This is a genomic window from Duganella sp. 1411 (genome assembly GCF_017833525.1).
Taxonomy (GTDB): Bacteria; Pseudomonadota; Gammaproteobacteria; order Burkholderiales; family Burkholderiaceae_D; genus Rugamonas.
In genome coordinates this window covers 2,636,226-2,661,540 of sequence record NZ_JAFICD010000001.1, presented here as the reverse complement: position 1 = coordinate 2,661,540, position 25,315 = coordinate 2,636,226, and the positions used below count along the sequence as shown (strand labels likewise).

23 protein-coding genes are annotated in these 25,315 nt (G+C 64.0%); 15 read left to right on the top strand and 8 right to left on the bottom strand.

Features of this window, described 5'->3' with window-relative positions; translation table 11 throughout:
• Positions 1–84 precede the first annotated feature (84 nt).
• A complete protein-coding gene (locus tag JOD97_RS11135) occupies positions 85–582 on the bottom strand; it encodes a pyridoxamine 5'-phosphate oxidase family protein (RefSeq protein ID WP_209716576.1) in 498 nt (165 codons plus the stop codon).
• Between the two features lie 279 nt (positions 583–861).
• Here JOD97_RS11135 and JOD97_RS11130 point away from each other — a divergent pair, with 279 nt between their 5' ends.
• From JOD97_RS11130 to JOD97_RS33100, 7 genes are all read left to right on the top strand, one after another.
• A complete protein-coding gene (locus tag JOD97_RS11130) occupies positions 862–1,500 on the top strand; it encodes a PepSY-associated TM helix domain-containing protein (protein ID WP_209716573.1) in 639 nt (212 codons plus the stop codon).
• 22 nt (positions 1,501–1,522) lie between these two features.
• Entirely contained in the window at positions 1,523–2,038 is a 516-nt protein-coding gene (locus JOD97_RS11125; RefSeq protein ID WP_209716570.1) for a DUF2271 domain-containing protein, read from the top strand.
• 13 nt (positions 2,039–2,051) lie between these two features.
• Positions 2,052–2,876, top strand: a complete 825-nt coding sequence (locus tag JOD97_RS11120; protein WP_209716567.1) for a DUF4198 domain-containing protein — start codon at positions 2,052–2,054, stop codon at positions 2,874–2,876.
• A 9-nt stretch (positions 2,877–2,885) separates the two neighbouring features.
• Positions 2,886–3,911 carry an FAD:protein FMN transferase gene (locus JOD97_RS11115; RefSeq protein WP_209716564.1) on the top strand — a complete coding sequence of 342 codons (1,026 nt, stop codon included), beginning with the start codon at positions 2,886–2,888 and terminating at the stop codon, positions 3,909–3,911.
• Positions 3,908–5,269, top strand: coding sequence for a sulfite reductase subunit alpha (locus tag JOD97_RS11110; protein WP_209716561.1), 1,362 nt, complete (start codon positions 3,908–3,910; stop codon positions 5,267–5,269). Before JOD97_RS11115 ends, JOD97_RS11110 begins: the two co-directional genes overlap by 4 nt.
• Before the next feature lie 170 nt (positions 5,270–5,439).
• A complete protein-coding gene (locus JOD97_RS11105; RefSeq protein ID WP_209716558.1) occupies positions 5,440–7,134 on the top strand; it encodes an RHS repeat protein in 1,695 nt (564 codons plus the stop codon).
• A 78-nt stretch (positions 7,135–7,212) separates the two neighbouring features.
• Positions 7,213–7,791, top strand: coding sequence for an RHS repeat-associated core domain-containing protein (locus JOD97_RS33100; RefSeq protein ID WP_304511213.1), 579 nt, complete (start codon positions 7,213–7,215; stop codon positions 7,789–7,791).
• A gap of 555 nt (positions 7,792–8,346) precedes the next feature.
• Here the strand turns inward: JOD97_RS33100 and JOD97_RS11095 are convergent.
• Positions 8,347–9,243 carry a hypothetical protein gene (locus JOD97_RS11095; protein WP_209716555.1) on the bottom strand — a complete coding sequence of 299 codons (897 nt, stop codon included), beginning with the start codon at positions 9,241–9,243 and terminating at the stop codon, positions 8,347–8,349.
• A gap of 637 nt (positions 9,244–9,880) precedes the next feature.
• Between JOD97_RS11095 and JOD97_RS11090 the strand changes: the two genes are divergently transcribed.
• Positions 9,881–12,628, top strand: coding sequence for a TonB-dependent receptor (locus JOD97_RS11090; protein ID WP_209716552.1), 2,748 nt, complete (start codon positions 9,881–9,883; stop codon positions 12,626–12,628).
• 194 nt (positions 12,629–12,822) lie between these two features.
• On the opposite strand, the gene JOD97_RS11085 is transcribed toward JOD97_RS11090, so the two are convergent.
• The 6 genes from JOD97_RS11085 to JOD97_RS11060 form a co-directional block, all read right to left on the bottom strand.
• On the bottom strand, positions 12,823–14,118 hold the full coding sequence (locus tag JOD97_RS11085) for a DUF2325 domain-containing protein (protein ID WP_209716548.1): 1,296 nt from the start codon (positions 14,116–14,118) through the stop codon (positions 12,823–12,825).
• Positions 14,119–14,131: 13 nt separating this feature from the next.
• Entirely contained in the window at positions 14,132–14,470 is a 339-nt protein-coding gene (locus tag JOD97_RS11080; protein WP_229264271.1) for a hypothetical protein, read from the bottom strand.
• A 98-nt stretch (positions 14,471–14,568) separates the two neighbouring features.
• Entirely contained in the window at positions 14,569–14,718 is a 150-nt protein-coding gene (gene hemP, locus JOD97_RS11075; protein ID WP_373999833.1) for a hemin uptake protein HemP, read from the bottom strand.
• Between the two features lie 228 nt (positions 14,719–14,946).
• Positions 14,947–15,753, bottom strand: coding sequence for a Crp/Fnr family transcriptional regulator (locus JOD97_RS11070; protein WP_209717470.1), 807 nt, complete (start codon positions 15,751–15,753; stop codon positions 14,947–14,949).
• Positions 15,754–16,051: 298 nt separating this feature from the next.
• A complete protein-coding gene (locus tag JOD97_RS11065; RefSeq protein WP_090314830.1) occupies positions 16,052–16,696 on the bottom strand; it encodes a response regulator transcription factor in 645 nt (214 codons plus the stop codon).
• An 89-nt stretch (positions 16,697–16,785) separates the two neighbouring features.
• The gene (locus JOD97_RS11060) at positions 16,786–17,253 is read right to left on the bottom strand and encodes a universal stress protein (protein WP_209716543.1); all 468 of its coding nucleotides are present in this window, start codon (positions 17,251–17,253) and stop codon (positions 16,786–16,788) included.
• Between the two features lie 396 nt (positions 17,254–17,649).
• Here JOD97_RS11060 and JOD97_RS11055 point away from each other — a divergent pair, with 396 nt between their 5' ends.
• The 7 genes from JOD97_RS11055 (at position 17,650) to asd (ending at position 25,288) form a co-directional block, all read left to right on the top strand.
• Positions 17,650–18,486 carry a protein phosphatase CheZ gene (locus tag JOD97_RS11055; RefSeq protein WP_209716540.1) on the top strand — a complete coding sequence of 279 codons (837 nt, stop codon included), beginning with the start codon at positions 17,650–17,652 and terminating at the stop codon, positions 18,484–18,486.
• On the top strand, positions 18,486–20,366 hold the full coding sequence (locus JOD97_RS11050) for a chemotaxis protein CheA (protein WP_209716537.1): 1,881 nt from the start codon (positions 18,486–18,488) through the stop codon (positions 20,364–20,366). The genes JOD97_RS11055 and JOD97_RS11050 overlap by 1 nt, the downstream gene beginning before the upstream one ends.
• A 292-nt stretch (positions 20,367–20,658) precedes the next feature.
• A complete protein-coding gene (gene leuC / locus JOD97_RS11045) occupies positions 20,659–22,062 on the top strand; it encodes a 3-isopropylmalate dehydratase large subunit (protein WP_209716534.1) in 1,404 nt (467 codons plus the stop codon).
• Positions 22,063–22,195: 133 nt separating this feature from the next.
• A complete protein-coding gene (locus JOD97_RS11040; RefSeq protein ID WP_209716532.1) occupies positions 22,196–22,333 on the top strand; it encodes an entericidin A/B family lipoprotein in 138 nt (45 codons plus the stop codon).
• Positions 22,334–22,386: 53 nt separating this feature from the next.
• On the top strand, positions 22,387–23,034 hold the full coding sequence (gene leuD, locus JOD97_RS11035; protein WP_209716529.1) for a 3-isopropylmalate dehydratase small subunit: 648 nt from the start codon (positions 22,387–22,389) through the stop codon (positions 23,032–23,034).
• Between the two features lie 14 nt (positions 23,035–23,048).
• A complete protein-coding gene (leuB, locus tag JOD97_RS11030; RefSeq protein WP_209716526.1) occupies positions 23,049–24,119 on the top strand; it encodes a 3-isopropylmalate dehydrogenase in 1,071 nt (356 codons plus the stop codon).
• A 26-nt stretch (positions 24,120–24,145) separates the two neighbouring features.
• Positions 24,146–25,288, top strand: a complete 1,143-nt coding sequence (gene asd / locus JOD97_RS11025) for an aspartate-semialdehyde dehydrogenase (RefSeq protein ID WP_209716524.1) — start codon at positions 24,146–24,148, stop codon at positions 25,286–25,288.
• Positions 25,289–25,315 lie beyond the last annotated feature (27 nt).

Sequence of the window (25,315 nt, the reverse complement as noted above, 5' to 3'; positions counted from 1 at the left end):
ATGGGGCGCACACGCGCGCCCGTCCGGTTCAGACCACGCGGCGCCGGCTTGGTTCCGGCGCCCCGCCAAGGCCCAGCGGAGGGGCTAGAGGCAGATGGTGGTGTGGCGGGTCATGGCCATGTTGGCGCGGCCGGTGATGGCCGAGCGGGCGATCTGCACCAGCTGTTTCATCTTGGTCGAGCTGGCGTCCCAGTATTCGGCCGACTCGATGCGCACCCGGATCAGGGTCAGGTGCGGATCGTCCACGCCCTCGGGAAACCAGCTGCGCGCGGCCGCGCTCCACAGCTCGCGCGCCTTGGCGCGGTCCTTGAGCACGTAGGCGCGGCCGGAAATCGACAGGTACAGGTTGCGCTCCGGGGCCGAGTAGCTGATGTTGACGTCCGGGTGCTTGGGCAGGTCGAACATGAAGGCCGCCTCGTCCGAGGCAAAGAACCACAGGTTGCCCTCGTTGTCGAGCTGCTGGGTGGTCAGCGGCCGGCTGGTGAGCGCGTGGCCGGAGTCGAAGGTGGTGAACATGCCAAACCGCACATCCTTGATCTTGGCGGCGATGGTGTTGATTTGATCTTGCGAATACAGCGGCATGATGCGCCTCCATGATAAAAGGTGACCCGGAAAACCCGCACCCCGCTCCGTCGGCGGGGTCGGACCCCACGGGGTCCGACCCCTGGTTCGGGGTGCGGGTTTGAGGTTGCGTCGAGCTTAACCCACGGCCCACGCGCACTCTGTACGCGGTCACACGCTACCTTACACAAGCTACTTTACACAGGCGTTACATTGGACAGGTTGACAACGCAAATGATAATTATTATCATTTGCCATCGTGCCTGGCTCAAAGGCAATTATTTTTAACCAAGGACGTGAATGGGCGCGCAACAAGCCAGCAATGCCAGCCGTGCGGTGTGGCTGAAGAACCTGCACCAGTGGCACTGGATCAGCTCGGCTTTGTGCCTGCTTGGCATGTTTTTGTTCAGCATCACCGGCATCACCCTGAACCATGCGTCGCAGATCGAGGCCAAGCCGTCGGTGGAACGCCGCCAAGCCACCTTGCCGGCCGCGCTGACGGCGCAGTTGCGCGCCTACGCCGGCGCCCACGACGGCGCCAAGGAGCCGCTGCCGGCCGCCGCCGAGCAATGGCTGCGCGACACCTGGAAGGTGCAGGCCGGCGGCCGCGCCGCCGAGTGGGCGGCCGACGAGGTCTATCTGCCGATGCCCAAGGCCGGCGGCGACGCCTGGGTGCGCATCGCGCTCGAGGACGGCGCGGCCGAGTTCGAAAACACCGACCGCGGCTGGATCTCGTGGCTCAACGACGTCCACAAGGGCCGCAACACGGGCGCCGCCTGGAACTGGTTCATCGACATCTTCGCCGGCGCCTGCCTGGTGTTTTGCATCACCGGTTTATTGATACTGAAGTTCCACGCCGCCAACCGGCCGTTCACCTGGCCGATGGTGGGCCTGGGTATTTTGATTCCGTTTGTTATCGCTTTGCTGTTCATCCATTAATCCGCACAACCTCGGGTACTCCATGAAATTACGTTATTCCATCGCGTTGAGCCTGCCGCTGGCCAGCGCCTCGGCCATGGGCGCCGACCTGGCCCTCAAACTCGACGTGCCGCAATTGAACGTCGCCGAATACCACCGCCCCTACATCGCCGCGTGGCTGGAGAACGCCGACCAGAAGGTGGTGACCAACCTGGCCGTGCTGTACGACACCAAGAAGAAGGACAACGCCGGCACCAAGTGGCTCAAGGACATGCGCCAGTGGTGGCGCAAGAGCGGGCGTGACGTCGCCATGCCGATGGACGGCGTCAGCGGCGCCACCAAGGCGCCGGGCGAGGTGGCGCTGACCTTCCCGGGCGCGAAGGCCGCGCTTGACAAGCTGCCTGCCGGCAACTACACGTTGCTGGTGGAGGCCGCGCGCGAGGCCGGCGGCCGCGAGGTGGTCAAGGTGCCGCTGCAGTGGCCGCCGAAGTCGGCGCAAAACCTGACCGGCCAGGGCAAGGAAGAACTGGGCGCCGTGGTTGTACAACTGAAACCATAAGAAAGCAGGGGACATGTCTACACTAAACAAATCGCTGGTCGCGCTGGCGCTGGCCGGCCTGGCGCTGAGCGCGCACGCGCACAAGCCGTGGCTGCTGCCGTCGTCGACCATTGTCGAAGGCAAGGAAGCCTGGGTCACCATCGACGCCGCCATCTCGGAAGGCTTGTTCGACGTCGACCATCAGCCGCTGAAGATCGACACGGTCGTCATCACCGGTCCCGACGGCGCCAAGCTGGACAAGCAGAACGTCGCCAACGGCAAGATGCGCAACAGCTTCGACCTCAAGCTGCCCAAGCCGGGCACCTACAAGATCGAGCTGGTGTCCAAGAGCGTGTTCGGCAGCTACAAGGACAAGGCCGGCGACATGAAGCGCTTCCGCGGCACCGAGGAAAGCCTGGCCAAGGACGTGCCGGCCGACGCCACCGACGTCAAGCTGTCGCGCATCGACAGCCGGCTGGAGACCTTCGTCTCGACCGGCGAGCCGGACCTGGCGGTGTTCAAGCCCACCGGCGTCGGCCTGGAGATGGTGCCCGTCACCCATCCGAACGACCTGCGCGCCGGCGAGAAGGCGACCTGGCGTTTCCTGCTTGACGGCAAACCGGCCGCCAACCAGGGCGTGAGCCTGATCCCGGGCGGCGTGCGCTATCGCGGCACCCTGGGCGAGATCCGCCAGAACACCGACGCCAAGGGCGAGCTGACGTTCACCTTGCCGGCGGCCGGCATGTACATGGTCAGCTCCAGCTGGCCGGCCGCCGCGCCGCAGGTGCCGGGCCAGCCGCCGCAGATGGCGCCGCGCCGCGCCACCTATGCGGCGACGGTTGAAATCCTGCCGGAATAAACCGCACGCATGCGCCGGGTCCTCCTGCCTCATCATATTTCCGACGACCCGGCGCCGGCGGGCGGCGCCATCCGCGATTTCGCCGGCCGCAGCATGGGCACCAGCTGGTCGGTGCGGCTGGTGGCCGCGCCGGCCGAGGCGCTCGACCATTTGCAGTACGGCCTGCAACAGCAGCTCGACGCCATCGTGGCCGAGATGAGCCACTGGGAAGCCGATTCCGACCTGGGCCGCTTCAACCGCGCCGAGGCCGGCAGTTGGCAGGCCTTGCCGCCAGCGTTTTTCGACGTGCTGTCGTTCGCGATGGAGGTGGCGCGCGATTCCGGCGGCGCCTACGACCCGTGCGCCGGCGCGCTGGTCAACCTGTGGGGCTTCGGACCGTACGGGCGCTTCGACCAGCCCGCGTTCACGCCGCCGTCGCGCGACGAGATCGCCGTCGCGCGCACCCAGCTGGCCGCCGCCGGCGTGCGGATCGAGCGCGAGGGGCGCAAGGCCTTGCAGCCGGGCGGCGCGCAGCTCGACCTGTCGGCCGTGGCCAAGGGCTACGGCGTCGACCGGCTGGCGTATTATTTGAAGACCCAGGGCGTCGGCCATTACCTGGTCGAGGTCGGCGGCGAGTTGCGCGGCGCCGGCGTCAAGCCGGACGGCCAGCCGTGGTGGGTGGCGCTGGAGGAGGTGCCCGGGACCGACGCGCATGAATCAGTGCCGGCGCCGCTGGTGCTGGCGCTGCACGGCCTGGCGGTGGCCACCTCGGGCGACTACCGCCGCTACTTCGAACTGGACGGCCGGCGTTATTCGCACACCATCGATCCGCGCAGCGGCATGCCGATCGCCAACAACCTGGCGTCGGTCACCGTGGTGCACGGCCAGTGCATGGCCGCCGACGCCTGGTCCACCGCGCTGACGGTGCTGGGCGCCGAGCAGGGCCTGGCGCTGGCCGAGCGCCAGGGGCTGGCGGCGCGCTTCGTCGCGCGCGGCGCCGACGGCGGCTACACCGAACACATGACCAGCCATCTGCGCGGCATGCTCGACGAATGATCTGGACCGACGACCCGACCCGGTTGATGCTGGTGGCCGCCCTGGGCGCGAGCTACGGCCTGGTGTGCCTGATGCCGTGGCTGCGCCACCGCCGCAAACGCCAGGCGACGCTGCGCGCCCGCGCCGAGGCGGCGGCCGCGCCCGGATGGATCGTCGCCTACGCCAGCCAGACCGGCAACGCCGAGGCGCTGGCGGCGCAAACCCTGGCGACCTTGCGGCTGGCCGGCATCGCCGCCCAGCTGAGCGAGCTGTCCGAGCTCGGCGCCGACGACCTGCGCCGCGCCGAGCGCGTGCTGTTCCTGGTTAGCACCTACGGCGAGGGCGACGCGCCGGACGCCGCCGCCGCCTTCGCCGCGCGCCTGATGACCGGCGCGCTGCCGCTGGCGCACCTGCACTACGCCGTGCTGGCGCTGGGCGACAGCGCCTACGCGCAGTTCTGCGCCTTCGGCCGCGCGCTGGACGGCTGGCTGCAGCGGCAGGGCGCGCAGAGCCTGTTCCCGCGCGTCGAGGTCGACCGCAGCGCCGACGCCGCCATCGCGCGCTGGCGCCAGCAGTTGAGCCACCTGGCCGGCACCAGCGACGCGCCGGACTGGGACGCGCCGGCGTTCGAGGATTGGCGCTTGAGCGCGCGCGTGCCGCTCAACCCGGGCAGCGCCGGCGCGCCGGTCTACCATCTGGAGCTGACGCCGCCGGACGGCGCGGCGCCGGCGTGGGAGTCGGGCGATCTGGTGCAGATCGCCGCGCCGGCCGAGCCGGCGCGCCCGCGCGAATATTCGATCGCCTCGGTTCCGGCCGACGGCAAGGTGCATCTGCTGGTGCGCCTGCACAGCCACGCCGACGGCTGCCACGGCGTGGCGTCGGGCTGGCTGACGCGGCAGGCCGAACCGGGCCAGACGGTGCGGCTGCGGCTGCGCCAGCACCGCCGTTTCCGGCTCGAGGACAACGCGGCGCGGCCATTGATTTTGATCGGCAACGGCAGCGGCATCGCCGGCCTGCGCGGGCATTTGCGGGCGCGGGCGCTGGCCGGGCAGGGCCGCAACTGGCTGCTGTTTGGCGAGCGCAACGCCGCGCACGACTTCCACTACCGCGACGAGCTGGAGGCGTGGGCGCGCGACGGCCTGCTCGAACTGGACCTGGCGTGGTCGCGCGACGGCGGCGCCGCGCGCTATGTGCAGGACCTGCTGCCCGCCCGCGCCGACCGGCTGCGCGCCTGGGTGGCCGACGGCGCCGCGATCTATGTTTGCGGCAGCTTGCAGGGCATGGCGGCCGGCGTCCATCAGGCGCTCGAGGCGATTTTAGGGCGTGAGCAATTAGATGAATTGGTAACCGAAAAGCGTTACCAACGTGATGTTTATTGACTTATGGCCTGCAATATTGCCTCTAGCAATTATTATTTATTGAGAAATAAATGCATATTGTATTGATTGATAATAAACAAACGGTGTGTGGTAAATTAACTTTTATTAATCTTTAATCAACATACTCGCTGAAAAGAAATCTAGCCTTATCCTGGCATCTGATTGTTGGGATGGTTGTCCTTCTCGCCCGGATGCGAACCTCCAGCCGCTTTGCATGGCTGGTCGATCCATGGATTCGAAGGAAGCATATGTTCAGCACACCTAAATTCATCTTCAAAACGATAGCGCGTCATTTCAAGAGATTGTTCCTCCTTCTGGCAACGGCGGTTTGGGCACTGACAACGAATTGCGCGAACGCGGCCGCGCAAACACCACAAGCATCCACCATCCGATATGAATACGACGCCAACGGCAACGTCACCCGTATTATCGATCCGCTGGGCCGCGTTACCACCCAGCGCTACGACACATCGAATCGTCTAGTGCAGCGGCAGCTTCCCGCGCCTGTCGCGGGGGCGTCGCCGCCGGTGATCGCATACAGCCACGATGCGAGCAATCAGCTCACAGGCGTAAGAGATCCACGAAATTTGTCGACGCAGTACACGGTCGACGGTTTGGGCAATCAAACGGGCTTGGCCAGCCCGGATACGGGCGTCACCGCAAGAACATTCGACGCGGCGGGCAACCTCACGTCCGCCAGGGACGCGCGCGGACAGCTGACAACCTTCGACCACGACGCGTTGGGCCGTATTACCCGCGTCGCCTACGCCAGCGGCGTGCCAAGTACATTCGAATACGACGCGGGGTCGGCCGGGGCGGTCGGCCGCCTGAGTAAAATGATCGATGAGTCTGGGCACACGAGCTACATGTACGACAACGCCGGTCGTCTGATCAGCAAAACGGCGATCGTCAGCGGGGGCAGCCAGAAGTCTTTCATCGTCGGCTACGTCTACGGCGCGAGCGGCCCCGCCAACGGCAAAGTTGTCGACATCGCCTACCCCAGCGGCAACCACGTTGCCATCGAATATGGCGCGGATGGCCGTGCCTCCGCCATGTCAGTGCTCAAGGCCGGCGCGACCACGCCTGTGGCGTTATTGAGCGAAATCGAATACCAACCCTTTGGCCCGGTGCGGTCATGGCAATGGGGCAATCATAGCGCCGCGATGCCGAACCGCTACTTCCGCGAGTTTAATTTGAGCGGACGCCTCACGCGCTTCCCACTTGGCAATGTACTCAAGGGCGGCGCGATTCGTACCATCACATACGATGCTGGCGGGCGTATTACGAAAACCGAACACGTCGGCAGCGGACTTCCCGGTGATTTGACGGCGAGCCTTAACCAAAGCTACGCCTATGACGATCTGGATCGTTTGACCACCTTCATCGGGAACGGCACCACCGCGCGCTATCAATACGATGCCAGTGGCAACCGCACGCAGTTGGCGTATGGCGGGCAAGCCATCCTCAATACGATCAATCCGTCGAGCAATCAACTGCAAAACACCACCGGCCCGCTGCCGAGCAAAACCAACGTCTATGACGCGGCGGGCAATCTCGTCACCGATGGCACGATCAACTATATTTACAACGCTCGGGGCCGGTTGCAGTCGGCGCAATCCGGCACGGTCAGCGGCACTTATCGGCACAATGGATTGGATCAACGTGCATCAAAAATAGTTAAAATTGGCTCCTCCGACAAGGCCCCCAGCGAAACAACGCACTTCATTTATGACGAGTTTGGTCAATTAATCGGTGAATATGGCTCGGATGGAACGATGATCGAGGAAACGGTATATCTTGGAAACTTGCCGATAGCTATATTGAAAAGCGGGAATATAAGCGAACCAATGAATTCCGGCGTATAGTACATCTACAATGACCAAATAAACACGCCGCGCGTCATAACCAACTCCACAGACAATGATATCGTTTGGCGCTGGGACTTGGCTGATCCGTTTGGCACATCGCCGCCCAACGACATCTCGCGGGGACAGGGTAGATTTTCTTACAATCTACGGTTTCCTGGCCAATATTATGATAAGGAAACCAGCCTTTACTACAATTATCATCGGGATTATGATCCGCAGACGGGGCGTTATGTGCAAAGCGATCCGATCGGGCTTGCGGGTGGTATCAACACCTACGCGTATGTTGCGAATAACCCCTTGACCTCTACTGATCCACTTGGACTCGAGCCGCCGAAGGAGTACCCTGCGCGTCGCTTCAGAGCTTGCACTGCTCCAGAGCTAAACGCTTGTACACAGCAATGCTCTCCAGATCCAGTTGAGAGTTGTGTAGTTCCACAAACATTTAAGATTCAGTCCAGTTCAGGTGGGCTTTCCGGTCGAGGTTGGGTCGATGGTCCAGTGAGCTGCAGCTGCCAACGGCCCGAGAAAAATTTTTGTCAAAGAAATTCTGCCACTTGCACTACGGGTGCATGCTTACTGGTGATCGGCGGATTGATATTAGCGCCGGAAATAACAGTCCCGGCGCTGGTCGTGGGCGGCGCGGTAACTCGATAGGGTAAATATGAATACTACGAATACTTTTCCAGTTCCGGTTGTGGCGCTAGATCTTGAGGTGGGGAAAGCCTATTTCATGTTGAATTACTTTGACGAGAAACTGCTTATCCCAGATTTGCGAACACTGATCTTCATAGGACGCGATGCGCTGAAGCATGGAGATACGCTTCTATACTTTCAGGACCCTGAGTCTTTCGCGGACAGTGGCTCAAGTTCAGATTCCGACGAAGGCGCACACGGGCTTTTCCATTGCACGGACGACCAACTCGTATGTATTTTCGAGCTTGACTGTGCTATAGACGAGCTAAATCGTTGCGTTGTACGCCGGGCGAGGTTCGGACGCTAGGGACCAGCTCGCACGGCACGGGGGGCAGCAGGTAGTTCGGCTCAATGCTGACATTCGAGGCCCAGGGGGCAGGTTGAGCATTGCGCCATCCAAGGGCGCGTGAAAAAGCGTTGCCAACGTGATGTGTATTAAATCAATTTGGCGACCAGCGATGGTCGATCGCCGGTTGGATAAAAACGGGACCCGTCACGAGCCCCGTTTGTTCGCCCTTAGTAGACATAGACCCACGGTACGCCGATGTAGTTGGCGGCGCCGTCGTTGAAGTTCAACTGCGCGTACGAGCCGCTACCGCGGGCGTAGACGTTGAAGGACGACGATACCCTCAAATACGCCCGGTCGGCGGCCAGCATGTCCGTATAGATCATGGTGCGCGAGCCATCGAAGCGACCGGAGGTGTTGATATACGTGCCGCGCATGTTGAACAGGTTGACGCTGCTCGTGGCCTTGTAGCCATATTGGTAGCCGACGGCCGACAAGTCGATCCGAGCCTGCGCTTCCTTGGATGTAAACCAATCGTCGAAGGCCCGGACGATGTAAAAGCCGTGGTACGGCACCGAGACGTAATGGTTGTAATAGCCGCTGCTGCTCGGTATGTAGGTGAACCACCAATCCATGATCAGCGTTCTGGACGCGGCACCGGTTCCGCCGTTGCCCGTGCCGGCGCCCTCGGCCCAGTCCCACAAGTCGATGTCGCCGGGATTGTAGCCTTCCCAGACCACCGTGCCGTCCGACCAGTGCAGGACGCCATAGTACGGGGAGAACCAGCCCAGCGCGCTGGCCGCGAGCAACTGGTTGCCGGCCAGACCCGGGTGGACGGCGGTTTCGCCTTCGGCGGCGACGGGCGCGGCGATCAGCTGGTTCTTGATCTCCTCCACCTCGCGCCTGGCCTCGGTGCTGGCGTCATCCTGCGCCTTGCTCTGCTGGTCCATGAACGCGACCAGTTCCGCGGGCAAGCCGTCATGTATTTCCTTGACGCGGGCCTCGCCCTTGGTTGCGATGTCCTGAAGTTGCAGCGCTTCGGATTGCTGCAGACGCACGACCTCGTCGCGTCGCGCGGCGACCAGTTGTTGCAATTGCTCGTCGCCGGGTTTGAATACGGTAGCCATTTTCATCTCCTTGGAAAGTGTGAGATCGGTATCTCATCGCGGGCGGCTTCTGAGCCCGCTCAAACCATGGTAGGCGCACGATCGGGAGGCCCTTTGAGCGCGCACAATGCGACTGCCGAGCCCGCACACCATTCCTGGCGGCACCGGCGGCGCGGTGGCGGTGACCAACAAGCGGTGAGCGGATGTGACCCGGTGGCGACGTTTATTGACGTACCTCGTCATTTTTTCGATTAATTATTGACGTGTTAATACAACGCACTAAATCTGTGCATTTTTATAAGTTTGTCGTTGTAAAAAACCGACGTTTTATTCCTGTCGGAGGGGTGGATGGGCGATATAAAATTTTGTAAAGTATTGTATCAAGCGAACTTGTGCTGTTTGTGGCGAATTTGCGGGCCGGGCGCCGCGAAATGTCGTAACTAACTCTCTTCAAGCTTGCCGATTGCCACGATAATTGATTATCGAAGAGCAATGTTGATAACTTCGGCTCCCTGAATTTCCTTGCATCCGACGCGACTGCATGCCGTGGCCCGGCCCGGCGAGCGTTAGCATTGTCGCAATGGTCTCACAGTCCCCGTACCACAAGTACACCCCTCACATTGCTCGCGATTTTCACGTCCATAAATCGGGAGTTTGAATGGTATTTCAAGAAAAAATCGGCGTGCGCTCGGTGCGCATAGCCCTGAGCGTACTGACCGGCACGGTACTGATGACCGGCCACGCCTTTGCGCAAGAAGAAGCTATCCAAAAGGTAGAGATCACCGGTTCGAGCATCAAGCGTATCGCCGTCGAAGGCGCGCTGCCGGTGCAGCGCCTGAGCCAGGAACAGATCGCCAAGACCGGCGCCACCACCGTCGCCGACCTGATCCAGGCGCTGCCGGCGATGCAGGGCTTCAGCATCTCCGCCACCGCCGCCGGCTCGAACTCGGGCGGCATCGCCACCGCGTCGATCCACAACATCGGCGAGAGCTACACGCTGGTCCTGCTGGACGGCCGCCGCATCGCGCCGACCGGTTCGGGCAGCACCATCAACCTCAATTCGATCCCGATGAGCGCGGTCGAGCGCGTCGAGATCCTGACCGACGGCGCCTCGGCGCTGTACGGCTCGGACGCGATCGCCGGCGTGATCAACTTCATCCTGAAGAAAAACGCCCAGGGCCTGTCGGTCGAGGGCACCTACTCGCAGCCGACCGCCAGCAGCGCCGGCCGCGCCCAGAACGCCAGCATCACCTACGGTTTCGGCGACCTGGAAACGGACCGCTTCAACATCCTGGCCAGCTATCGCCATGACGAGCAAAAGCCGATCAAAGCGACCGACCGTTCGTTCGCCGACACCGCCTATGTGCCGTTCGGCTACAACGGCAAGAACTATGTGTACGACCGCACCAGCACCGCGACCGTGCCGGCCAACGTCGCGCTGACCTTCAACGGCGGCCTGCCGGCGATCGGCTTCAGCCCGTACCTGAAAAAGAACGGCAGCTGCCCGACGCTGAACTACATCAGCCTGAACAACACGCCGACCACGCAGAACTGCGCGTTCGACTTCGTGACCTCGGTTGAGATCATTCCACAGAACAAGCGCGACAGCTTCTTCACCAAGGCCCAGTTCAAGGCCACCAACGACATCACGCTGTTCACCGAAGTGGCGCTGTCGCGCCTGGACCTGACGGCCCGCATCGCGCCGAACACCGCGCCGTTCACGATCCTGCCGGGCTCGGCCTCCTACAACGCCAACGTGCTGCCGTACCTGACGCCGGCGCAGGCGGCCAACGTCAAGCAGGTGTCGGGCAACTACCGCACCTACGACTGGGGCACCCGCGACAGCCAGACCATCACCGACGCGCGCCACATCGTGGTCGGCGCCGAGGGCGAGATCGGCGCCTGGAGCTTCGGCACCGGCCTGACCTGGTCGCAGAACAAGCTCGACGAGCGCTACGTGGGCGGCTATGTGCTGGCCAAGGAATTCCGCGACATGCTGGCCAACCGTTCGTTCGATCCGTTCGCGCCGATCGGCAACCAGAGCGACGCCACCAAAAAGCTGATCGACAATTCGATCTTCCACGGTTCCATCCGCGAAGCGTCGACCACGCTCAAGGGCGTGGACGCGCACGGTTCGCGCGAGCTGTTCACCTTGCCGGGCGGCGCCGCCGTGCTGGGCCTGGGCGGCGACTACCGCGAGTACGCCTACGAGCAGACGCCGTCGGACGCGGCCGTCAACAACCTGGTCTACAACCTGAACGCGCCGCCGGCCTACGACATGACGCGCTCGAGCTATGGCGTGTTCTCCGAGCTGCTGCTGCCGGTGGTCAAGTCGCTCGAACTGAGCCTGGCCGGCCGCTACGACAGCATCGACGCCATCGACAACAAGCTGACCGGCACCGAGATGGGCCACAAGCAATCGGCCAGCACCTACAAGGTGTCGGCGCGCTGGCAGCCGGTCAAGACGGTGCTGCTGCGCGGCTCCTACGGCACCGGCTTCAAGGCGCCGAGCATGCTCGACGTCGCCCAGCCGCTGGTCAACGCCGGCTTCACGGCCGGCAGCTACGCTTGCCCGATCGCCAGCAACGAGTTCTGCCGTCCAGGCAAGTCGCAGTACAACGTGATTTCCGGCGGCAATGAAAACCTGCGTCCGGAGAAGTCCAAGCAGTACTCGATCGGCTTCCGTATCGAACCGGTGCCGTCGTTCTCGTTCGGTGCCGACCTGTGGGACGTGCGCATGACCGACGCCGTGTCGTCGGTCAGCGAACAGCAGATCTTCGCCGATCCGGTCAAGTTCCGCGAGCTGATCACGACCTACACCGAACCGGCCACGGGCAACACCTACTGGGCGACCAAGGATTTGTCGCTCAACATCGGCCGCACCCACACCCAGGGTATCGACTACGACATGATCGGTCGCCATAACTTCTCGTTCGGCAAGTTCACCGCCAACCTGAACGGCACCTACCTGATGAAGGCCGACTACACCCGTCCGGGCACCGACGCCGATTGGACCAGCAACCTGAACATCTTCGGCGTGGACAACAAGGTCGCCTTCCGCCACATCGTGCGCCTGGCCGGCACGCTGGACACGGGCGCCCTGAGCAACACGCTGACGCTGAACTACCGTAACGGTTACCAGGACGCGGAAACCTCGGTGCGTAACATCGACAGCGGCAAGAACGAGACCATCCGTCTGCACGTGCCGTCGTACCTGACCCTGGATTGGCAGGGCAAGTACGCCTTCACCAAGATGACGTCGGTGCGCGTGGGCTTCAAGAACCTGCTGGACCGCGAGCCGCCGCTGTCGCTGCGCGCCTCGTCGGGCCACCAGGTCGGCTACGATCCGCGTTACGCCGACACCTTCGGCCGTACCTTCTACATGACGGGCAACATGCAGTTCTAAGCTAGTTCCCGGCATGAAAAAACCCCCACCAGCCTGAACCGGTTAAGACCGTGTTCAGCGCGGGTGGGGGTTTTTTTTTACCCGCACCGCCAAGCGGGGTCGTACCCAACGGGGTACGACCCCATGATGGCGGCGCCGGCGTCTCGTTGAACCTGCGGTTGGGGTTGGGGTGGATTTGGCCGCCCGTCCGTTCGTTAGGGTTCGGCGCCGGCCTGCTCCAGCCCGCGCGCCAGGCTCGAGATGCTGGGGTTGTCGATGAACACGCAGCGCGTGCCCGTGCGCTTGCAATAATCCTTCACGCGCCAGTAGGCGCTGTGGCTGATGCAGCCGGTCTGGCAGATCACCAGGTCGGCCGCCGCCAGGCTGGCGTCGAGGCGGTTGGCGTTGTCCTCCAGGCCGCCGTCGTGGTGGGCGAACTGCGCGCCTTCGCGCTCGATCAGTTCGCGGTAGGTGGCGACGTTGCCGGAACGCCCGCCCACGCACAGCACGGCCCGGTCGCTGAGGCGCGGCGTCATCTTCATCACGTGCTCGACCACCTGGCGGGTTTCCTCCTGGATCGGCGCCGGCGGCTCGGCCGCGCGCAGCGCCTCGGTCTTGAGCTCGGCGATCTGCTGGCGCAGCGCGCGTTCGCGCTCGTCCATCTGGGCCAGCCGCTCGGCCAGTTTGGCGCGCGTCTCCAGCCCCGGGATCGAGCCGCGCAACTGTTCCAGCTCGGTGCGCAGCGAGTCGATCATGCTGTCCTTGCCCACCAGCTGGGCGCGCAGCTGCATCAATTGCGTGGCGTGGCGCTCGGCGTCGGCGCTCTTGTCGGCCAGCAGGGCGGCGGCGCGCTGCTGGGCCTTGGCCAGGTCGTGCGCCAGGCGCGCGTTCTCGGCCAGGGTGGCGTTGAACTTGCCGATGTCGGCGCGCACGCAGGCGCCGGCCTGGTGTTGCACCATGTGCAGGTCGCGGCACATCTGTTCCTCGAGCTCGCTGCTGCAGCGGGGGTGCGTCAGGCCGGCCCAGAAGGCCCCCGCGACGTCGCCGGCGGCCACGGCGGCCCGCCACAGCTCGCCGACCTGTTCGGTCGTCCTGGCGGCCCGGAAGCGCAGCAGCACGGCCGCGTAGCGCCGTTCCAGCTCCTTTTGCAGCGCCTCGGACAGGCGGTTGCGGCTGGCGCACTCGGTCACGGCGCCGACATGCACCTCGTAGTCGTCGGCCACCACCTTGCCGTTGGTGACTTTATCGACCAGCTTGCGCAGCACGCCGAGCGGAAAGCCGACGCCCACCAGCGGGCAATGGCAGGCGTGGCCCAGCTCCCACAGGCGCCGGCGGCGCGAGGTGTGCGCCTCCGGCTGCCCGGCGAGGATGGCGGCGACGTTGTTGATGACCGGTTTGATGACTTGCCGCGGCGCCGGCTCGGTCTGCCGTGGGCCGATCGGGGCGGCGCCGGCCACCTGCGGCATGGCGGCGGCGATGATGGCCGCCAGCGGATCGTGTTTTTCGCACATCGGTGGGGTCTCCTCAGGCGGTGGCCGGCGCGCTGCGGGCGCGCGCCATGATGCGGCTGAGGAAATTGGTCTTTTCCTGCTCGTGCAGGCTGCGTTCGACCACCGTGGCCCACTGCTCGGACAACTGCTGGCAGGTGGCGCTGAGCACCGGCGCCAGCTCCGGCAGGCCGGCCAGCGCCTTCAGGTGGCGCTCGATCACCGAGGCCAGCTTGACGCAGCCGCCGGCGGCGTCGGCGCCGGCGGTGTAGTGCGACATCAGATGCAGCACGGCGGACAGCATCAGTTCGGGATTGTGTCCGCCCTGTCCCTGCGGCGGGGCGAGAAAAATCGGATTGCTACGGTCTATGGCCATCAAACGCTCCTGGGGCAAATTGGGAGTGTGGCTGGCGGCATGGCTGGCGACTCGGGGGAGTGGGCGCGGCGGCGCCCGGGCAAGCGGTCAAACGCGGATCAGGCGGTCAGGATCAGCTTGTTGAGCTGGGTGACGCGCAGGCGGTAGACGCGGCCCGCGTGTTCGATTTCGACCTCGCGGCCACCGTCCATCAGGCCGGCGCTGCTGATGCGCTTGACCGGGGTTGCCGCCGAGACGGCCGATACCATGGCGGGAACGGGGCGGGAAGGCTGGGACAGCGGCAGGGTGGTGGTGGTCATCGTCGTTTCTCCTTTAAATAAGAATGATTCGTATTTGCATTCATTATTGTGGAAGGCGGGACGGAATGCAAGAATTATTTGAAATGAAAGTGACCCGGGACGGGCGGATGGAAGGGACGCAAAAAAAGGCCCGGCGGGGAGGCCGGGCCCAAGGCTGGGTTGATTGCCCGGGTCGGCTTACAGCGTGGCCAGCAGCTGGCCCGGCGTGACCGCCTCGCCGGCCTCGCCCGCCTTGCTCTTGGCCGCGGCCAGCTGTTTGGCGCGGGTGCGCGACGGCGGCAGGCGCCGCAAGGTCTTGAGCGCCTCCGGGTCCTTGATGCCGATGGTGCGCTGGTCCACGCTGATGAGGCCGATTTCGTTGAAGGCCGACAAGGTGCGGCTGACCGTCTCCAGGGTCAGGCCCAGGTAGCTGCCGATCTCGTGGCGCGTCATGCGCAGGTTGAACAGTTTGCTCGAGTAGCCCATCTGTGCGAAACGGTCCGCCAGCGACACCAGGAAGCGCGCCACGCGGGCCTCGGCGCTGAGCGCGCCCAGCATGCCGATCATCGCCTGTTCGCGCACCAGCTCGCGGCTCATGACGCCGTACATCATGTTTTCCAGCTCCAGGTGCACGCGGCCGAGGGCGGTGAGCTTCTTGAACGGCAGCAGGATCAGGTCGCAATCGGACAGCGCCACCGCCTCCGACGAGTAGTGGCGGGTGTGGATGCCGTCGACGCCGAGCATGTCGCCCTTCATCGGGAAGCTGAGCACCTGCTCGTTGCCGAACTCGTCGATCAGCACGGTCTTGAGGAAACCGGAGTTGACGATGTACAGCGTGTCGAACGGCTGGCCGATCGTGTGGATGCGCTGGCCCGTCTTGAACTGCACGTGCTGGAACAGCAGCTCCTCGGTGGCGACCGAGACGGCGGCCGGAATGTGCAGCAGGTCGCAGACCTCCTTCAGGTTCGACCAGAGCCGCCCCTGACGCTGACGGCCTGCTTCCATCGAAGAGGATTGCACCGTCGCGGTGGTGACTGGGCGAATTTCAGACGTTTGCGTTGACAGCATGTTGATCTCCTGATCAGGTAAAGCTATACGTTAGGCCGGGAACGGTTGACTGCATGACATTTTATAAAGCAAATGTGCCTTGCGGCATCTCGCTGCTTGGCATGTAGCCTTGCAGCATCAATCGTGTGGTTTCAGTATGCCAACAGAGGGAGGAGATAGATATCAGCAATGGCTGAATATGGGAGTAGGCGTCAGCGCACGGTTGTAGGAGGACTCCTACTGGCCCGGGCGCCGGTCAGGTTTTGAACGGGGATAACAAACGATGCGCCACGGCATATTGGACCATTTCCGACAGCGAGTTCATGCCCATTTTCTGCATGATGCGGGTTTTGTGCGTGCTGACGGTCTTGACGCTCAGGTGCAGGCTGTTGGCGATCTCGGTGATCGATTTGCCTGCGACCAATAACGAAAACACTTCGAATTCGCGGTCCGACAGCTGTTTATGCAACAGGCTTTCGTTGGGCATCATGATGTTGAGCGCCAGTTGCTCGGCCACCTCGGTGCTGATGTAGGGCCGGCCGGAGGCGACCTTGCGGATCGCGCCGACCAGCTGGGTGCCGGCGCTCTCCTTGGTCAGGTAGCCCTGGGCGCCGGCGCGGATGGCGCGCACCGCGTACTGCTCCTCCTCGTGCATGGTGAGGATCAGGATGGCGAGCTTGGGCGCCTCGGCCTTGATCTGGCGGATCAGGTCGACGCCGCTGCGCCCGGGCATCGACAGGTCCAGCAGCAGCAGGTCGAAGCCGCCCTGGCGCACGTGGCCGAGCACTTCGAAGCCGTCGATCGCCTCGCCCACGATGTCGATGTCGGGGGCGCCGTCGAGGATGCGCTTGAGACCTTCGCGCATGATGGTGTGGTCGTCCGCAATGACTATTCGAATCATAAAGGGGCTATCTCAAGTGACCTAAAGAAAATACTGTTGCGTTTGAATTAACCTTGTTATCTTACTATAGAAAGCGCGGGGACCGTATTTTATTTGTGGTCCGGCTCTTTGATCAAGCGGTGCACCAGCACCGGGATGCGCGAGTGCGACAACACCTTGTTGGTCACGCTGCCCAGCAGCAGCTGGCCCCAGCCGCTGCGCCCGTGCGAGCCCATGAAGATCAAGTCGCAAGCGTTGCTTTCCGCCACATCGACGATCTTCAGCGCGGCGCTCTCCGAAAACGTTGTCAACGCCTCGCAACGGACGTTGCGGCGGGCGCACGATTCGACCACGTCCTTGGTGTGCTCGCGGCCGGCGCGCAGCATGGCGGCGCGGTATTCGTCCTCGCTGGGATAGCTCGGCGGGATGATCTCGACGTAGATCGGGTACTGGTATTCGGGCGCGACGAACACGGCCAGCACCTCGGCGCCGAGCTGTTCGGCCAGCGCCACGCCGGCGCAGGCGGTCTTGCTCGACACGGCGGAGCCGTCGGTGGTGATCAGGATTTTACGGTACATGGCGAGCCTCCTTTTTCAACGCGGCCTATCCGCTATTGTAGTCGCGAATTACACTATTGCTAGGATGGAAAGACTTGATGTTTATCAAATAAAAGCGCTTTATGGGCGCCGCCCGGGCCGCTGTAACACTTGTTCACAGTTGCCCGGCGGTTTTTTTTGCACATGGGCATTACTTTCGTGCCACGACCCGTACTTTGGCGTTCCATCCGGTGATAGTATCCCCAAATACAACGAAACTGGGCTTTGAGACGGGGAACAAGGCAGGCGAGCCGACGCCGGGATTGAATATTTCGACGATGCCCTGCTACACTCGCATAAGTGCTTTTTATTGCCGAGCGTCATCACTAGCGCAAAGTTGAGGGCAGCAATTTTACAAATTATGGAGAAGCAGGGATTATGACCAACGCCGCTGATGATTTCGACGCATTATTTGAAGAAGTGTCCGCTCAGAGCAAGACCGCAGCGCCCGCTCCAGCGCCTGCCCCCGCACCCGCCGCCGCCGAAGACGACCTGGAAAGCCTGTTCGACGAGGTGTCGTCGGCCCGGCCGGCCGACGCCGCTGCGGCGCCCGCGCCGGCCCCGGTGGCCGCCGCGCCCGCGCCCGCCGCCGACGGCGGCGAGGCCGAGGAGGGCGGCGACAAGCCGATGTTCGAGCGCCTGGGCGGCATCGTGCGCCTGCTGCACGATTCGCTGCGCGAGCTGGGCTACGACAAGGCGCTGACCGAGGCCTCGTCGCAGATCAACGACGCCCAGGACCGCTTGGAATACGTCGCCACGCTCACCGAGCAGGCCGCCAACAAGGTGCTCAACACGCTCGACGAGGGCATGCCCGAGCAGGACACGCTGTCGAAAAAGTCGAAGGAAATGGAAACCCGCTGGGCCGACCTGTTCGCGGGCAAGCTCAGCCTGGACCAGTTCAAGCAGCTCGCCGGCGACTCGCAGGCCTTCGCGGTGGCCGTGTCGGCCGCCACCGAGGCCGAAAAGGCCCGTCTGCTCGAAATCATGATGGCCCAGGACTTCCAGGACATCACCGGCCAGCTGATCAAGAAAGTGGTGAACATCACCAAGACGGTGGAGCACGAACTGGCGGAACTGCTGCGCGACAACGCGCCGCCGGCGGTACGCGAGAAAATCGCGCAAAAAGAAGTGTCCCTGATGTCCGGCCCCTCGGCTCCGGCCGTGGCGCTGAACCAGGACAATGTCGACGACCTGCTTGCTGACCTGGGATTCTAATGGACGATATGCTCAAGGATTTCGTCGTCGAGGCGATGGATCTGGCGGTCAACGTTGAAGAGCACTTGCTGCGGCTCGAACGCGACCCCGACAACAAAGAGACGCTGAATGCGGTGTTCCGCTCCTTCCATACCATCAAGGGCGGCGCCGGCTTCATGGGCCTGCCGGCGATGGTGGCGGCCTGCCACCTGACCGAGAACCTGTTCGACGCGCTGCGCACCGGCGCCGCGCCGGTGACGCCGATCGCGATCGAGGCGGCGCTGCAGGCGTCCGGCTTCGTGGCCGACCAGCTCGCCGAACTGAACAACGGCGCCGAGCCGCACAGCCTGGCGCCGATGCCGAAGGACCTGGAACTGATCCTGACCGACGCCATCGAGGGCAAGACCGGCGCATCGGCCGCCGCGCCGGCCCCCGCCGCCGCCCCGGCGCCGGCAGCGGCCCCGGCGGCCGCCGCCCCGGTGGCGTCCGCGCCCGTGTCGATCACGTCCGAGGACGGCCTCGACTGGGAAGGCATGTATGAAGCCGTGATGCCGGCCGGCAGCTATACGCGTCCGGCCGCCGCCGCCCCGGTCGCCGCCGCGGCCCCGGCCGCTGCGGTCGCCGCGCCGGCCGCCGCGCCCGCCGCCGGCGCCGTCGCCGCCCCCGTCAAGCGCGACGCGCCCGAGAAACGCGAGGAGCGTCCGCATGCGGCCCCGGCCAAAGAAGAGTCGATCCGCGTCGATGCTGTTAAACTGGATGCCTTGCTGGAAGTGGCGGGCGAATCGGTGCAGGCCGCCAACCAGGCCGCCGTGCTGCTCGAGCGCCTGTTGCAGTTCAAGTTCGAGGGCCAGGCCCAGACCTTGATGGCCACCTTGGCCGAGACGCTGGAGCGGGCGTCGCGCTATTCGACCGAACTGCAGCGCGCCACCCTGGCGACGCGCATGCAGCCGGTCGGCCGCCTGTTCCAAAAGTTCCCGCGCCTGGTGCGCGAGCTGGCCAAGGACCTGGGCAAGGACGTCGAACTGACCATCGAGGGCGCCGAGACCGAGGTCGACCGCGTGGTCGTCGACAGCCTGTACGATCCGCTGGTGCACATGCTGCGCAACTCGCTGGACCATGGCGTCGAATCGCCGGAAGACCGGCTGGCGGCGGGCAAGCCGGCCAAGTCGTTCATCTCGCTCAAGGCGTGGCAGGAGGCCAACAGCGTGATGATCGTGCTGCAGGACGACGGCAAGGGCATGGATCCGGTGATGCTGCGCACCAAGGCGCAGCAAAAAGGCTTGATCAGCGAGTCGGCCAACCTGACCAACGACGAGTGCTTCCAGCTGGTGTTCCTGCCGGGGTTCTCGACCAAGGAAGTGGCCTCGAGCGTGTCCGGCCGCGGGGTCGGCATGGACGTGGTGAAGACCGCCGTGGAGAAGAACCGCGGCGCCATCCACATCGAGTCGCAGCTGGGCAAGGGCACCAAGTTCGCCATCCGTCTGCCGATCGAGCTGTCGATCGTGCCGACCATGCTGGTTTCGACCTCGGGCGCCGCGCTGGCGCTGCCGATGGCCGTGGTGCAGCGCGTGGTCGAGCTGCCGGAGGTGTTCATGGAAGTGGGCGGCGCCCCGGTCCTCAAGGACCAGGGCCGGCCGCTGCCGGTGCGGTCGCTGGCCGATGCGCTGGGCTACGAGAGCTGCCGCGAGAAGGTGGGCATTGTTGTCGCCGCGCCACAGCCGTATATTCTGGCCGTGGAAGCGGTCGACGGCACGGCCGACCTGGTGATCAAGCCGATGACCGCGATCAGCGTCGAGGGCATCACCGGCACCGCGCGCTCGGCCGAGGGCGAACTGGTGCTAGTGGTGGGCCTATCGTTCCTGATGGACGGATGCAGGGGAAGTGTACGCATGGCGGCCTAGTCGAAAGATTGAGCCAACAACACGAAAGCCTGCGTCCACGCAGGCTTTTTTTTTGTTCGTTTTTAGTACCCCGCACGGCGATCCGTCGCGGGGTCGTACCCCCAAGGGTACGACCCCTTTTGCGTTGTGCGGGTTGAATGCAACAATTTTCTAATAGGAGTCATAAAAAGTGTATCGATAGGCGGAACCGCGTCGGCTCACGAGGCCCGGCGGCGGCGCCCGCTATCGCATTGCACAATATGGCATAATCGAAGTGGATCACTCACACAGGCAGCAGCAGTCAGCACACAACATGATGAAGACGCTTTACGACAAACTCTGGGAATCGCACGTGGTCAAGGCCGAGGAAGACGGCACGACCATCCTCTACATCGACCGCCACCTGGTGCACGAAGTCACCAGCCCGCAGGCCTTCGACGGCCTGCGCGCCGCCAACCGCCAGCCGTGGCGCCTGTCGGCCAACCTGGCCGTGGCCGACCACAACGTGCCGACCACCTCGCGCGCCGACGGCATCGCCGACCCGGTCTCGCGCCTGCAGGTCGAAACCTTGGACAAGAACGCCAAGTCCTACGGCCTGACCTATTTCAACATGAACGACAAGCGCCAGGGCATCGTCCACGTGATCGGGCCGGAGCAGGGCGCCACCCTGCCGGGCATGACGGTCGTCTGCGGCGACTCGCACACGTCGACCCACGGCGCGTTCGGCGCGCTGGCGCACGGCATCGGCACCTCCGAGGTCGAGCACGTGCTGGCCACCCAAACGCTGCTGCAGAAAAAATCCAAGGCGATGCTGGTGCAGGTCGACGGCGCGCTGCCGGCCGGCGTCACCGCCAAGGACGTCGTGCTGGCCATCATCGGTAAGATCGGCACCGCCGGCGGCACCGGCTACTGTATCGAGTTCGGCGGCTCGACCATCCGCGCGCTGTCGATGGAAGGCCGCATGACCGTCTGTAACATGGCGATCGAGGCGGGCGCGCGCGCCGGCATCATCGGCGTCGACGATACCACCATCAACTACGTCAAGGGCCGGCCGTTCTCGCCCGTCGGCCCGCACTGGGACCGCGCGGTCGATTACTGGCGCACCTTGCATTCGGACGCCGGCGCCCGCTTCGACCTGGTCGTCACGCTCGACGCCGCCGACATCAAGCCGCAGGTGACCTGGGGCACGTCGCCGGAGATGGTGACCTCGATCGACGGCCGCGTGCCCGATCCGGACCAGGAAAAGGACAGCGTCAAGCGCGACGCGATGGAAAAGGCGCTGGTCTACATGAACCTCAAGCCGAACACGGCAATCGAGGACATCCGCATCGACAAGGTGTTCATCGGTTCGTGCACCAACTCGCGCATCGAGGACTTGCGCGCCGCCGCCGCCGTGGTGCGCGGCAAGCAGCGCGCCTCCAACGTCAAGCTGGCGCTGGTGGTGCCGGGCTCGGGGCTGGTCAAGGACCAGGCCGAGCGCGAGGGCCTGGACCGCATCTTCAAGGACGCCGGTTTCGAGTGGCGCGAGCCGGGCTGCTCGATGTGCCTGGCGATGAACGCCGACCGCCTGGAACCGGGCGAGCGCTGCGCCTCGACCTCCAACCGTAATTTCGAAGGACGCCAAGGCCAGGGCGGACGCACCCATCTGGTGTCGCCCGCGATGGCCGCCGCCGCCGGTATCGCCGGCCACTTCGTCGACGTGCGCGCGCTGCGCTGAAGTAACCCGACCTGCCGGTCGGGGTCGTACCCGACCGGGACTCGGCGTCCCCGTACGACCCCAGCTTTACGGGTTTCGCGTGATCCGCGAATCCGGTGAGATATAAAAATAACTGTCCAGACGAGAGTCCAACATGAAAAAACTATTCGCCCTGTCCGTATCACTGTCCTTCCTTGCGCTGATCCTGACCGGCTGCAACACAGTCAACGGCTTCGGCAAGGACGTCAAAAAAGTCGGTGAGTCGCTGGAAGGCGCTTCGACCAAAAAATAATCCGCAGAACGGCGGGCCGCGACGGTCCGCCGTCGCACAACCCGAACGAGATCATGGATAAATTTACGATATACGAAGGCCTGGTGGCCCCGCTCGACCGCGCCAACGTCGACACCGACGCCATCATTCCGAAGCAATTCCTGAAGTCCATCCATCGCACCGGCTTCGGCCCCAACCTGTTCGACGAGTGGCGCTACCTCGACCACGGCGAACCCGGCATGGACAACAGCAAGCGTCCGCTGAACCCGGAGTTCGTGCTCAACGAGCCGCGCTACCAGGGCGCCTCGATCCTGCTGACCCGCAAGAACTTCGGCTGCGGCTCGTCGCGCGAACACGCGCCGTGGGCGCTCGACCAGTACGGCTTCCGCGCCATCATCGCGCCGTCGTTCGCCGACATCTTCTTCAACAATTGTTACAAGAGCGGCTTGCTGCCCATCGTTTTGAGTGAAACGCAGATCGATCATCTGTTCAACGAAGTCAAGGCCTTCCCCGGTTACCGTCTGGTGGTCGACCTTGAGCAGCAGCGCATTTCCACCAGCAATGGCAGCATCTCCTATCCCTTCGAGATCGACGCCTTCCGCAAATACTGCCTGATGAACGGACTCGACGATATCGGCCTGACCCTGCGCCACGCCGACGCCATCCGCGGCTTCGAAGAGCGCCATCTGGCAAACCAACCCTGGTTGGCTAACGTCATCTAATCTCGAAAACTCACATGAAAATCGCAATCCTCCCGGGCGACGGTATCGGCCCGGAAATCATCGCCCAAGCCGTCAAGGTCCTCAATGTGCTGGGCGAATCGTTCGAGCTGGAGACCGCCCCCGTCGGCGGCGCCGGCTACGCCGCCCACGGCCATCCGCTGCCGGAAGGCACCTTGGCGCTGGCCAAGGCGGCCGACGCGGTGCTGTTCGGCGCCGTCGGCGACTACCAGTACGACACCTTGGAACGCGCGCTGCGCCCGGAACAAGCCATCCTCGGCCTGCGCAAGCAGCTGGGCCTGTTCGGCAACCTGCGTCCGGCGATTTTGTATCCGGAACTGGCGGGCGCCTCGACCTTGAAGCCTGAAGTCGTGTCCGGCCTCGACATCCTGATCGTGCGCGAACTGACCGGCGACATCTACTTCGGCCAGCCGCGCGGCGTGCGCGAGTGCCCGGACGGCCCGTTCAAAGGCCAGCGCGAAGGTTTCGACACCATGCGCTACGCCGAAGGCGAGATCCGCCGCATCGCCCACGTGGCGTTCCAGGCCGCGCAAAAGCGCGACAAGCGCCTGACCAGCGTCGACAAGGCCAACGTGCTGGAGACGTTCCAGTTCTGGAAGGACATCGTCACCGACGTCCACAAGGAATACCCGGACGTCGCGCTCGAGCACATGTATGTCGACAACGCCGCCATGCAACTGGTGCGCGCGCCGAAGAAGTTCGACGTCATCGTCACCGGCAATATGTTCGGCGACATCCTCAGCGATTGCGCGGCCATGCTGACCGGCTCGATCGGCATGTTGCCGTCGGCCTCGCTCGACGCCAACAACAAGGGCCTGTACGAGCCGTCGCACGGTTCGGCGCCCGACATCGCCGGCAAGGGCATCGCCAATCCGCTGGCGACCATCCTGTCGGCGGCGATGATGCTGCGCTACACCTTCGACAAGACCGAGCAGGCCGACCGCATCGAGACCGCCGTCAAGAGCGTGCTGGCGCAGGGCCTGCGCACCGGCGACATCTTCGAACCGGGCACCACCAAGGTGGGCACCGAGGAGATGGGCAACGCGGTCGTCAAGGCACTGGCATAAAAAAACTCAAGACAAGGAAGAGCAAAATGAAACTCGTAGGCTTGGTAGGTTGGCGCGGTATGGTCGGTTCGGTCCTGATGCAGCGCATGCAGGAAGAGGGCGATTTCGCCCACATCGAACCGGTGTTTTTCACGACGTCGAACCCGGGCGGCGACGCCCCGAAGATGGCGAAGAATGAAACCAAACTGAAAAGCGCGACCGACATCGACGAACTGAAAAAGTGCGAGATCATCATCTCGTGCCAGGGCGGCGACTACACCACCGAGGTGTTCCCGAAACTGCGCGCGGCCGGCTGGAACGGCTACTGGATCGACGCCGCGTCGACCCTGCGCATGGAGAAGGACGCCGTCATCGTGCTGGACCCGGTCAACCTGCACGTCATCAAGGACGCGCTGGGCAAGGGCGTGAAGAACTACATCGGCGGCAATTGCACCGTGTCGTGCATGCTGATGGGCCTGGGCGGCCTGTTCCAGCACAACCTGGTCGAGTGGATGACGTCGATGACGTACCAGGCGGCCTCGGGCGGCGGCGCCCAGCACATGCGCGAGTTGCTGACCCAGTTCGGCACGATCAACTCGTCGGTCAAGGCGCTGCTGGATGATCCGGCCTCGGCCATCCTGGAGATCGACCGCCAGGTGCTGGCCACCCAGCACGGCCTGAGCGCCGAAGAGACCAAGCAGTTCGGCGCGCCGCTGGCCGGCAACCTGATCCCTTGGATCGACAAGGACCTGGGCAACGGCCAGTCGAAGGAAGAGTGGAAGGGCGGCGCCGAAACCAACAAGATCCTCGGCCTGGGCGCCGACTTCGGCTCCAACCGGGGCGCCGGCCGAGCGATTCCGGTCGACGGCCTGTGCGTGCGCATCGGCGCCATGCGCAGCCATTCGCAGGCGCTGACCATCAAGCTGAAGAAGGACGTGCCGATCGACGAGATCCACGACATCATCGCCGCCAACAACCAGTGGGTCAAAGTGGTGCCGAACACGCGTGAAGCGTCGGTCAAGGACCTGTCGCCGGCCGCCGCCACCGGCAGCCTGACGATCCCGGTCGGCCGCCTGCGCAAGATGAGCATGGGCGACGATTACCTGTCCGCGTTCACCGTCGGCGACCAGCTGCTGTGGGGCGCGGCCGAACCGCTGCGCCGCATGCTGCGCATCGTGCTGGACAAGTAAGCAAACCCGCGCGGCCAAGCGGGGTCG

Bases quoted from the DNA above. Each gene is read 5' to 3' on its own strand.
- JOD97_RS11135 (WP_209716576.1), bottom strand. From the start codon at position 582: ATGCCGCTGTATTCGCAAGATCAAATCAACACCATCGCCGCCAAGATC.
- JOD97_RS11130 (WP_209716573.1), top strand. From the start codon at position 862: ATGGGCGCGCAACAAGCCAGCAATGCCAGCCGTGCGGTGTGGCTGAAG.
- JOD97_RS11125 (WP_209716570.1), top strand. From the start codon at position 1,523: ATGAAATTACGTTATTCCATCGCGTTGAGCCTGCCGCTGGCCAGCGCC.
- JOD97_RS11120 (WP_209716567.1), top strand. From the start codon at position 2,052: ATGTCTACACTAAACAAATCGCTGGTCGCGCTGGCGCTGGCCGGCCTG.
- JOD97_RS11115 (WP_209716564.1), top strand. From the start codon at position 2,886: ATGCGCCGGGTCCTCCTGCCTCATCATATTTCCGACGACCCGGCGCCG.
- JOD97_RS11110 (WP_209716561.1), top strand. From the start codon at position 3,908: ATGATCTGGACCGACGACCCGACCCGGTTGATGCTGGTGGCCGCCCTG.
- JOD97_RS11105 (WP_209716558.1), top strand. From the start codon at position 5,440: ATGGTTGTCCTTCTCGCCCGGATGCGAACCTCCAGCCGCTTTGCATGG.
- JOD97_RS11095 (WP_209716555.1), bottom strand. From the start codon at position 9,243: ATGGCTACCGTATTCAAACCCGGCGACGAGCAATTGCAACAACTGGTC.
- JOD97_RS11090 (WP_209716552.1), top strand. From the start codon at position 9,881: ATGGTATTTCAAGAAAAAATCGGCGTGCGCTCGGTGCGCATAGCCCTG.
- JOD97_RS11085 (WP_209716548.1), bottom strand. From the start codon at position 14,118: ATGTGCGAAAAACACGATCCGCTGGCGGCCATCATCGCCGCCGCCATG.
- JOD97_RS11080 (WP_229264271.1), bottom strand. From the start codon at position 14,470: ATGGCCATAGACCGTAGCAATCCGATTTTTCTCGCCCCGCCGCAGGGA.
- hemP (WP_373999833.1), bottom strand. From the start codon at position 14,718: ATGGTATCGGCCGTCTCGGCGGCAACCCCGGTCAAGCGCATCAGCAGC.
- JOD97_RS11070 (WP_209717470.1), bottom strand. From the start codon at position 15,753: ATGGAAGCAGGCCGTCAGCGTCAGGGGCGGCTCTGGTCGAACCTGAAG.
- JOD97_RS11065 (WP_090314830.1), bottom strand. From the start codon at position 16,696: ATGATTCGAATAGTCATTGCGGACGACCACACCATCATGCGCGAAGGT.
- JOD97_RS11060 (WP_209716543.1), bottom strand. From the start codon at position 17,253: ATGTACCGTAAAATCCTGATCACCACCGACGGCTCCGCCGTGTCGAGC.
- JOD97_RS11055 (WP_209716540.1), top strand. From the start codon at position 17,650: ATGACCAACGCCGCTGATGATTTCGACGCATTATTTGAAGAAGTGTCC.
- JOD97_RS11050 (WP_209716537.1), top strand. From the start codon at position 18,486: ATGGACGATATGCTCAAGGATTTCGTCGTCGAGGCGATGGATCTGGCG.
- leuC (WP_209716534.1), top strand. From the start codon at position 20,659: ATGATGAAGACGCTTTACGACAAACTCTGGGAATCGCACGTGGTCAAG.
- JOD97_RS11040 (WP_209716532.1), top strand. From the start codon at position 22,196: ATGAAAAAACTATTCGCCCTGTCCGTATCACTGTCCTTCCTTGCGCTG.
- leuD (WP_209716529.1), top strand. From the start codon at position 22,387: ATGGATAAATTTACGATATACGAAGGCCTGGTGGCCCCGCTCGACCGC.
- leuB (WP_209716526.1), top strand. From the start codon at position 23,049: ATGAAAATCGCAATCCTCCCGGGCGACGGTATCGGCCCGGAAATCATC.
- asd (WP_209716524.1), top strand. From the start codon at position 24,146: ATGAAACTCGTAGGCTTGGTAGGTTGGCGCGGTATGGTCGGTTCGGTC.